The 8,845-nt window shown below is 41.9% G+C and carries 7 protein-coding genes and 1 tRNA gene; all 8 read left to right on the forward strand.

The window, feature by feature from the left end; translation table 11 throughout:
* Nucleotides 1–352: 352 nt before the first annotated feature.
* Nucleotides 353–2,059 (forward strand): multidrug efflux ABC transporter subunit PatA, encoded by a 1,707-nt coding sequence (gene patA, locus PCY12_RS10005; protein WP_301352775.1) that lies wholly within the window; start codon nt 353–355, stop codon nt 2,057–2,059.
* Nucleotide 2,060: 1 nt separating this feature from the next.
* On the forward strand, nt 2,061–3,827 hold the full coding sequence (patB, locus tag PCY12_RS10010; RefSeq protein WP_301352777.1) for a multidrug efflux ABC transporter subunit PatB: 1,767 nt from the start codon (nt 2,061–2,063) through the stop codon (nt 3,825–3,827).
* A gap of 123 nt (nt 3,828–3,950) precedes the next feature.
* Complete coding sequence (locus PCY12_RS10015; RefSeq protein ID WP_301352779.1) at nt 3,951–4,082, forward strand: hypothetical protein; 132 nt, start codon at nt 3,951–3,953, stop codon at nt 4,080–4,082.
* 42 nt (nt 4,083–4,124) lie between these two features.
* Nucleotides 4,125–4,814, forward strand: coding sequence for a gamma-glutamyl-gamma-aminobutyrate hydrolase family protein (locus tag PCY12_RS10020; protein ID WP_301352781.1), 690 nt, complete (start codon nt 4,125–4,127; stop codon nt 4,812–4,814).
* Nucleotides 4,815–4,984: 170 nt separating this feature from the next.
* Complete coding sequence (locus tag PCY12_RS10025; RefSeq protein ID WP_000018269.1) at nt 4,985–6,334, forward strand: glucose-6-phosphate isomerase; 1,350 nt, start codon at nt 4,985–4,987, stop codon at nt 6,332–6,334.
* A 127-nt stretch (nt 6,335–6,461) separates the two neighbouring features.
* Nucleotides 6,462–7,922: a glutamate--tRNA ligase gene (gene gltX / locus PCY12_RS10030; RefSeq protein ID WP_175880657.1), complete on the forward strand. Its 1,461-nt coding sequence runs from the start codon at nt 6,462–6,464 to the stop codon at nt 7,920–7,922.
* A 13-nt stretch (nt 7,923–7,935) separates the two neighbouring features.
* A complete protein-coding gene (locus PCY12_RS10035; RefSeq protein ID WP_261062105.1) occupies nt 7,936–8,370 on the forward strand; it encodes a cytidine deaminase in 435 nt (144 codons plus the stop codon).
* 380 nt (nt 8,371–8,750) lie between these two features.
* Nucleotides 8,751–8,822 (forward strand) — tRNA-Glu (locus PCY12_RS10040).
* Nucleotides 8,823–8,845: the final 23 nt, after the last annotated feature.

Consider the following 8,845-nt stretch of genomic DNA (forward strand, 5'->3'; position numbering starts at 1 on the left):
AGAGGCAAGTGACGAGTCAAGAGCAACGAGGCTTGAACAACGTGAAAGCCAGCGTCTTTAGGCGCTGGCTGGTAATTTGGGCTTATAGACCGGGTACAAACCACCCGTTAGACGGGTGGTCATGATTAAGCTCATATTTAGTTTGATTCTTTTCATATGGATGTTCTATCAAATGGGACATTTTCACGTTTGACCGAGTAAATACATTATCACATTCGAATCACATTCTAGCTATATCAAGGAGACTTCTTTGACAAGTTCCCATTTTTTTGCTAGAATAACATCACACAAACAGAATGAGAAGGAGCTGACACATTGTCGCTCCCTTTTGTCTATTTTTTAAGGAGAAAGTATGCTGATTCAGAAAATAAAAACCTACAAGTGGCAGGCCTTAGCTTCGCTCCTGATGACAGGCTTGATGGTTGCCAGTTCACTTTTGCAACCGCGTTATCTGCAGGAAGTGTTAGACGCCCTCCTTGCTGGAAAATATGAAGCTATTTATAGTATCGGGGCTTGGTTGATTGGTGTGGCCGTGGTCGGTCTAGTTGCTGGTGGGCTCAATGTTGTCCTTGCAGCCTATATTGCCCAAGGAGTTTCATCCGATCTTCGGGAGGATGCCTTCCGTAAAATCCAAACTTTTTCTTATGCCAATATTGAACAATTTAATGCGGGAAATCTAGTGGTTCGCATGACAAATGACATCAACCAGATTCAGAACGTCGTCATGATGACCTTCCAAATTCTTTTCAGACTCCCCCTCTTGTTCATCGGTTCCTTTATCCTGGCTGTTCAAACCCTACCCTCTCTGTGGTGGGTGATTGTTCTCATGGTAATCTTAATTTTTGCCTTGACTGCCGTCATGATGGGGATGATGGGGCCTCGTTTTGCCAAGTTTCAAACCCTTCTTGAACGCATCAATGCTATCGCGAAGGAAAATTTGCGTGGCGTTCGTGTGGTCAAGTCCTTTGTCCAAGAAAAAGAGCAGTTTGCTAAGTTTACGGAGGTTTCAGACGAGCTTCTTGGTCAAAACCTTTACATTGGTTATGCCTTTTCAGTAGTGGAACCCTTTATGATGTTAGTCGGTTACGGGGCGGTTTTCCTCTCTATTTGGCTGGTTGCTGGGATGGTTCAGTCGGATCCGTCAGTTGTTGGCTCCATTGCTTCCTTTATCAATTACCTGAGCCAGATTATCTTTACCATTGTTATGGTTGGATTTTTGGGAAATTCTGTCAGTCGTGCCATGATTTCCATGCGTCGTATTCGAGAAATTCTGGACGCAGAGCCAGCCATGACCTTCAAGGATGTCCCAGATGAAGAGTTGGTCGGAAGTCTTAGCTTTGAAAATGTAACTTTTACTTATCCAATGGACAAGGAACCGATGCTGAAAGATGTGAGCTTTACTATTGAACCTGGTCAAATGGTTGGTGTCGTTGGAGCGACTGGTGCAGGTAAGTCAACCTTGGCTCAATTGATTCCACGTCTCTTTGACCCGCAGGAAGGGGCTATCAAAATCGGTGGCAAGGATATTCGAGAAGTAAGTGAAGGAACCCTGCGTCAAACAGTTTCTATCGTTCTCCAACGTGCCATTCTCTTCAGTGGAACGATTGCAGATAACTTGAGACAGGGTAAGGGAGATGCTACTCTATTTGAAATGGAGCGCGCAGCCAATATTGCCCAAGCCAGCGAATTCATTCATCGTATGGAGAAAACCTTTGAAAGTCCAGTTGAGGAACGGGGAACCAATTTCTCTGGTGGGCAAAAGCAAAGGATGTCGATTGCTCGTGGAATTGTCAGCAATCCACGTATTCTGATTTTTGACGATTCGACCTCGGCCTTGGATGCCAAGTCAGAGCGCCTGGTCCAAGAAGCCTTGAATAAGGACTTGAAGGGAACAACAACCATTATCATCGCTCAAAAGATTAGCTCGGTTGTCCATGCAGATAAGATATTGGTGCTGGATCAAGGACGATTGATTGGTCAAGGGACGCATGCAGACTTGGTTGCCAACAATGCCGTTTACCGTGAAATCTACGAAACACAGAAAGGAAAGGAGGAGTAATATGAAGACAGTTCAATTTTTTTGGAATTATTTTAAAGTCTATAAGCTATCACTTATAGTTGTTATCCTGATGATTGTTCTGGCAACTCTTGCCCAAGCCCTCTTTCCGGTATTTTCTGGACAAGCAGTGACGCAACTAGTTAATTTAGTTCAAGCTTATCAAAATGGCGATCCAGAACTTGTTTGGCAAAGCCTATCAGGAATCATGGTCAATCTTGGTCTGCTGGTTTTGGTTCTATTTATCTCTAGTGTCATATACATGTGTCTCATGACGCGCGTGATTGCAGAATCGACCAACGAGATGCGCAAAGGCCTCTTCGGTAAGCTTGCTCGCTTGACGGTTTCTTTCTTTGACCGCCGACAAGATGGCGATATTCTGTCTCGTTTTACCAGTGATTTGGATAATATCCTCCAAGCCTTTAATGAAAGTCTGGTTCAGGTCATGAGCAATATTGTTTTATACATTGGTCTGATTCTTGTCATGTTTTCGAGAAATGTGACGCTGGCCCTCATCACCATTGCCAGTACACCAGTGGCCTTTCTCATGCTGATTTTTATCGTGAAAATGGCACGCAAATACACCAATCTCCAGCAGAAAGAGGTAGGGAAGCTCAACGCCTATATGGATGAGAGTATCTCAGGCCAAAAAGCCGTGATTGTGCAAGGGATTCAAGAGGATATGATGGCAGGATTTCTTGAACAAAATGAGCGCGTGCGCAAGGCAACCTTTAAAGGAAGAATGTTCTCAGGAATTCTTTTCCCTGTCATGAATGGGATGAGTCTGGTCAACACAGCCATCGTCATCTTTGCTGGTTCAGCTGTACTTTTGAATGATAAGACTATTGAAACAAGTACAGCCCTAGGTTTGATTGTTATGTTTGCCCAATTTTCACAGCAGTACTACCAGCCTATTATTCAAGTTGCGGCTAGTTGGGGAAGCCTTCAGTTAGCCTTTACAGGTGCTGAACGGATTCAGGAAATGTTTGACGCAGAGGAAGAAATTAGACCTGAAAAGGCTCCAATCTTCACTCAGTTGCAAGAAGGCGTTGAAATCAGTCATATTGATTTTTCATACTTGCCTGATAAACCTATTTTGAAAGATGTCAGTATTTCTGCCCCTAAAGGTCAGATGACAGCAGTTGTTGGTCCGACTGGGTCAGGGAAAACGACTATTATGAACCTCATCAATCGCTTTTATGATGTTGATGCTGGCGGTATTTATTTTGATGGTAAAAACATTCGTGACTATGACTTAGATAGTCTCAGAAGTAAGGTGGGAATTGTCTTGCAAGATTCCGTTCTTTTTAGCGGAACGATTCGAGACAATATCCGTTTTGGTGTGCCAGATGCTAGTCAAGAAATGGTTGAGGCAGCAGCCAAGGCAACCCATATTCATGACTATATCGAAAGCTTGCCTGACAAATACGATACCCTTATTGATGATGATCAAAGCATCTTCTCGACAGGGCAGAAGCAATTGATTTCCATCGCTCGAACCCTGATGACAGATCCAGAAGTTCTCATTCTCGATGAAGCAACTTCAAACGTAGATACGGTGACAGAAAGTAAGATTCAGCATGCCATGGAGGCGGTTGTAGCAGGTAGAACTAGTTTCGTCATTGCCCACCGCTTGAAAACCATTCTCAATGCTGATCAGATTATTGTCCTTAAAGATGGAGAAGTCATTGAACGTGGTAATCACCATGAACTCTTGAAACTAGGTGGCTTCTACTCAGAACTCTATCACAATCAATTTGTTTTTGAATAAGAAAGAAGTTGTCCTATGTGGGCAGCTCTTTCTTGTCCATAAAAAATATTTATCACAGTCTTTAAAAAAACATATTAGACGAAAGTCATTTTGAGTGATATGATAGGACTATCGTTATACTCAATGAAAATCAAAGAGCAAACTAGGAAGCTAGCTGTAGGTTGCTCAAAGCACTGCTTTGAGGTTGTAGATAAGACTGACGAAGTCAGCTCAAAACACTGTTTTGAGGTTGTGGATAGAGCTGACGTGGTTTGAAGAGATTTTCGAAGAGTATTAACATTCGAAAGGAGAGACATCATGGCTAGAACGGTTGTAGGAGTTGCTGCAAATCTATGTCCCGTAGACGCAGAGGGCAAAAACATTCATTCATCTGTATCTTGTAGATTCGCAGAGAGCATTCGTCAAGTCGGTGGTCTCCCTTTAGTCATTCCTGTTGGTGATGAGTCAGTTGTACGCGATTATGTCGAAATGATTGACAAACTTATCTTGACAGGCGGTCAAAATGTCCATCCTCAGTTTTATGGAGAGAAAAAGACTATCGAGAGTGATGATTACAACCTAGTGCGTGACGAATTTGAATTGGCACTCTTGAAAGAAGCGCTCCGTCAGAATAAACCAATTATGGCAATCTGTCGCGGTGTCCAACTTGTCAATGTTGCCTTTGGTGGAACCCTCAATCAAGAAATCGAAGGTCACTGGCAAGGCCTGCCTTTCGGAACATCTCATTTTATTGAGACAGTAGAAGGAAGCGTGGTGTCTAAGCTATTTGGGAAAGAAAGTCAGGTCAATTCCGTCCATCGTCAAAGCATTAAAGATTTGGCACCTAATTTCCGTGTAACTGCTATTGATCCAAGAGACCAGACCATCGAAGCGATTGAGTCTATCGATGAGCACCGCATTATTGGTTTACAGTGGCATCCAGAGTTTCTGGTTAATGAAGAAGATGGTAATTTAGAATTATTTGAGTATTTATTGAATGAACTGTAACGACTGGAACATCTAGTCGTTCTTTCTTTTATTTTTTCAAAATTTTTGGAATGCGGCATTTTTACGCAAACGTTTGAATTCTGATAAAAATTGGAGAAATTCGACAAAAAAACTTGAAAAAAACGAAGGTAAGCGTTATGATAGAAAAGAAGAAATATTGGAGGAATAACATGTCACATATTAAATTTGATTATTCAAAAGTTTTAGACAAATTTGTTGCACCACATGAAGTGGAATACATGCAATCACAAGTAACAGCAGCAGATGAATTGATCCGTAAAGGAACTGGTGCTGGTAGCGACTTCTTGGGATGGTTGGACCTTCCTGAAAACTACGACCGCGAAGAATTTGACCGCATTTTGAAAGCTGCTGAGCAAATCAAATCAGATAGCGATGTCTTGGTTGTAATCGGTATCGGTGGATCTTACCTTGGTGCCAAAGCAGCAATCGACTTCTTGAACCACCACTTTGCTAACTTGCAAACAAAAGAAGAACGCAAAGCTCCACAAATCCTTTACGCAGGAAACTCAATCTCATCTACTTACCTTGCTGACTTGGTAGAGTATGTTGCAGACAAAGACTTCTCAGTAAACGTGATTTCTAAATCAGGTACAACAACTGAACCAGCTATCGCTTTCCGTGTCTTCAAAGAACTCTTGGTTAAGAAATACGGTCAAGAAGAAGCCAACAAACGTATCTATGCAACAACTGACCGCCAAAAAGGTGCTGTTAAGGTTGAAGCAGACGCTAACGGTTGGGAAACATTTGTGGTTCCAGATGACATCGGTGGACGCTTCTCAGTATTGACAGCCGTTGGTTTGCTTCCAATCGCTGCATCAGGAGCTGACATCAAAGCCCTTATGGAAGGTGCGAATGCAGCTCGCAAAGACTACACTTCAGATAAAATCTCTGAAAACGAAGCTTACCAATACGCAGCAGTTCGTAACATCCTTTACCGTAAAGGTTATGCAACTGAGATCTTGGTAAACTACGAGCCATCACTTCAATACTTCTCAGAATGGTGGAAACAATTGGCTGGTGAATCAGAAGGAAAAGACCAAAAAGGTATCTACCCAACTTCAGCCAACTTCTCAACTGACTTGCACTCACTTGGTCAATTTATCCAAGAAGGAACTCGTATCATGTTTGAAACGGTTGTTCGTGTTGACAAACCTCGTAAAAACGTTATTATTCCTACATTGGAAGAAGACCTTGATGGACTTGGTTACCTTCAAGGAAAAGACGTTGACTTTGTAAACAAAAAAGCGACTGATGGTGTTCTTCTTGCCCACACAGATGGTGATGTACCAAACATGTACGTGACTCTTCCAGAGCAAGACGCCTTCACTCTTGGTTACACTATCTACTTCTTCGAATTGGCTATCGCCCTTTCTGGTTACTTGAACGCCATCAACCCATTTGACCAACCAGGTGTTGAAGCTTACAAACGTAACATGTTCGCCCTTCTTGGAAAACCAGGATTTGAAGAATTAAGCAAAGAACTTAACGCACGTCTATAATAGAAGAAAAGAGTGGTTTGTCCACTCTTTTTACTCTCTTTATTCATAGCAATTGGACTCAGCCAAGACTTGTGATATAATATAGAGAGCAAAAAGGCAGACGCCTAGAGACTTTATAGGAGAAACTATGTCAAAAGATATCCGCGTACGTTACGCACCAAGTCCAACAGGACTACTACACATCGGGAATGCCCGTACAGCATTGTTCAACTACTTGTATGCACGTCATCATAGTGGAACTTTTATTATTCGTATAGAAGATACTGACCGTAAACGTCATGTCGAAGATGGGGAACGTTCACAGCTTGAAAACCTTCGTTGGTTAGGTATGGATTGGGATGAAAGCCCAGAAACACATGAAAATTACCGCCAGTCTGAGCGTTTGGACTTGTATCAAAAATACATTGACCAATTGCTAGCTGAAGGAAAAGCCTACAAATCTTATGTTACAGAAGAAGAGTTGGCAGCTGAACGCGAACGCCAAGAAGCAGCTGGTGAAACCCCTCGTTACATCAATGAATACCTTGGTATGAGTGAAGAGGAGAAAGCAGCTTACATCGCAGAACGTGAAGCAGCAGGGATCATCCCAACTGTTCGTTTGGCTGTCAATGAGTCAGGTATCTACAAGTGGCATGATATGGTCAAAGGTGATATCGAATTTGAAGGTGGCAATATCGGTGGTGACTGGGTTATCCAAAAGAAAGACGGCTATCCAACTTACAACTTTGCCGTTGTTATCGATGACCACGATATGCAAATCTCTCATGTTATCCGTGGAGATGACCATATTGCTAACACACCAAAACAGCTTATGGTTTATGAAGCACTTGGTTGGGAAGCTCCAGAGTTCGGTCACATGACCTTGATTATCAACTCTGAGACTGGTAAGAAGTTATCTAAACGTGATACTAATACACTTCAATTTATCGAAGATTACCGTAAGAAGGGTTACCTTCCAGAAGCGGTCTTTAACTTTATTGCTCTTCTTGGTTGGAACCCAGGTGGCGAAGATGAAATCTTCTCTCGTGAAGAACTCATTAAACTTTTCGATGAAAACCGCCTCAGCAAGTCTCCAGCAGCCTTTGACCAGAAAAAACTCGACTGGATGAGCAATGATTATATCAAGAATGCAGACCTAGAAACTATCTTTGAAATGGCAAAACCATTCTTAGAGGAAGCAGGCCGTTTAACTGACAAGGCTGAAAAATTAGTTGAGCTCTATAAACCACAAATGAAATCAGTAGATGAGATTATCCCATTGACAGATCTCTTCTTCTCAGATTTCCCAGAATTGACAGAAGCAGAGCGCGAAGTTATGGCGGGTGAAACAGTTCCAACAGTTCTCGAAGCCTTCAAAGCAAAACTTGAGGCGATGACAGATGATGAATTTGTGACAGAGAATATCTTCCCACAAATTAAAGCAGTCCAAAAAGAAACAGGTATTAAAGGGAAAAATCTTTTCATGCCTATTCGTATCGCTGTTTCAGGTGAAATGCATGGACCAGAATTGCCAGATACGATCTTCTTGCTAGGTCGTGAAAAATCAATCCAGCATATCGAAAATATGTTAAAGGAAATCTCTAAGTAAGAAGGGTACAACAATGGACATCTGGGAAAAGATGCACGAAGAAGCACAGAAGCTATACAATCCACATGAAGTATCTGATTTTGTTTACGCTAACCATGTTGTGGCCGCAGTAGAAGCAGAAGATGGACAAATATTTACAGGTTTCTGTATGGAGGGAACCTGTGGTGTTTTCCATCTCTGCGCAGAGCGGGCGGCCCTCTTCAATATGTACCAATTTTCAGGACAAACTAAGGTTAAGAAAGTATTAGCCTTTCGAGATAAACCACCTTATGGTGGAAGTTCAGCCATGCCTTGCGGTGCTTGTAGAGAATTCCTTTTAGAACTGAATGCTGAAAATAAAGATGCAGAATTCATGATGGACTATGATACAAGAAAAACAGTTAAAGTCGCAGAACTAATGCCCTATTGGTGGGGAGAAGAACGTGCTTCTCAGTTTAATAATCAATAGAAGAGTCAGTACAATTCTGGCTCTTTTTACTATAAGTTGAAAAAGTTGATTTGAAAAAAAGGTAAATTCCCAAACTAAGTTCCACTGCTAATCCAAGTGGAAGTTAGTCTGATAAAAATCGTAAAAACCAGTGGAAATTCGTGTCAGGGTAAGTTCTACTGGTTTTAATCATGCTTGATTTCATAGCTTTTGTAGCCAAAATGAATCGAAAAAAAGAGCGCACAAAATCCCCTCATCTGAAAGCGTTTCAGATTAAGTTCCGCTATGGTGGAAGTTACTTTGAGAAGTTAGAGATTTGAAAAAAGTAAAAAAAGTTTAAAAAAGGTGTTGACAAGTCTGAAAAAGACTGTATAATAGTAAGAGTTGAAAATAACAACTCTGGTCCGTTGGTCAAGGGGTTAAGACACCGCCTTTTCACGGCGGTAACACGGGTTCGAATCCCGTACGGACTATGGTATGTTGCGGTAGGAACACT

The sequence above is a fragment of the Streptococcus sp. SPS1 genome (assembly GCF_030439915.1).
Lineage (GTDB): Bacteria > Bacillota > Bacilli > Lactobacillales > Streptococcaceae > Streptococcus.